The organism is Andreprevotia lacus DSM 23236 (assembly GCF_900176275.1).
Classification (GTDB): domain Bacteria; phylum Pseudomonadota; class Gammaproteobacteria; order Burkholderiales; family Chitinibacteraceae; genus Andreprevotia; species Andreprevotia lacus.
On record NZ_FWXD01000078.1, the window covers coordinates 1 to 1232 of the forward strand.

Sequence of the window (1232 nt, forward strand, 5' to 3'; positions counted from 1 at the left end):
TGTAGTGGTCAACAAATCCTGGACAGTGATTTGAGTTGCTGTTCTCGTACTGCCGGTGGCAAGCCCCCATTGGCCGCATGTGGGCGCTGCCGGTTGTAGTACCCCATCAGATATGCACCAATGTCCTGCTTGGCCTGTGTAAACGACAAGTACCCCAGCTCCGGGAGCCATTCTGTTTTCAAGCTGCGGAATAGCCGCTCCATCGGCGCATTGTCCCAACAGTTGCCGCGTCGGCTCATGCTCTGACTCATCCGGTAACGCCACAGCCGTTGCCGGAACAACCTGCTGCCGTACTGGCAGCCCTGATCACTGTGAAACAGCACGCCCACCGGTTGCCCACGCGTTTGCCAGGCCTGATCCAGTGCCGTACAGACCAAGGCGGCATCTGCCCGCTCCGACATCGCCCAGCCCACCACGCAGCGTGCGTACAAATCCAGCACGACGGCCAGGTAGGCCCAGCGTGACCCTGTCCAGACATACGTAATGTCGCCACACCACACTTGATTCGGCTGTGCCGGTGCGAAGTCACGCGCCAGCCGGTTGGGCAGATCTGGCCGTTCGCCCTGGGGTGACCGGTACTGATGCGAGCCTGGCTGCTTGCTGCGCAGGCCGGCCTCCTGCATCAACCGCCGCACCTTGTAGCGGCCAAGCTGAAATCCTTCCGCCACCAGCATCGAGACCAGGCTGCGGCTGCCGGCGGCACGCCGGCTGGTGACAAACAGCTCGCGCAATTTGGCGCGCAAGCGGATGCGGCTGGTATCGATAGGGCGTTGTTGCCGCTGGTAAAAGCCTGCCCGGCTGACACCGAACAGCGTGCACAGCATGCTGACTGGGGCATGCGCTCTGAATTGCGCGACTAGCGTGTACGCTTGTTCTCGTCGGCCATCAAGAGCGCGGTAGCCTTTTTTAGAATGGATTTCTCCAGTTCCAGCTGCTGGACGCGGGCTTCGAGTTCTTGAATGCGCCGTTGCTCGGTGGTGAGAGCCTTGCTCTGCGGGGTGATGCCAACTTGTTCCTGCTGCAGCTGGGCCACCCAGCGGCGCATGGCAGTCTCGCCGACGCCCATGGCGGTGCAGGCCTGAGCCACGCTGTAGCCTTGGTTGACCACCAAGGCAGCGGCCTCGGCTTTGAATTCTGACGTAAACGATCGTCGGGTATTGTTCATCGTGACACCTGTGTGCGGTGGTGTGAGGACCACCTTAGTTGGTGTCCAGAATCATTGAACCACATCA

Annotated in this window: 1 protein-coding gene; it reads right to left on the bottom strand. The window is 60.8% G+C overall.

Annotated features, from left to right (window positions below; genetic code table 11):
- Positions 1-8: 8 nt before the first annotated feature.
- Positions 9-1165 (bottom strand): IS3 family transposase gene (locus B9A19_RS21830; protein ID WP_139799072.1). Its coding sequence is split into 2 segments (ribosomal slippage): positions 9-910 and positions 910-1165, totalling 1158 coding nucleotides; the frame shifts between segments, so codons are not numbered across the junction.
- Between the last annotated feature and the right edge of the window lie 67 nt (positions 1166-1232).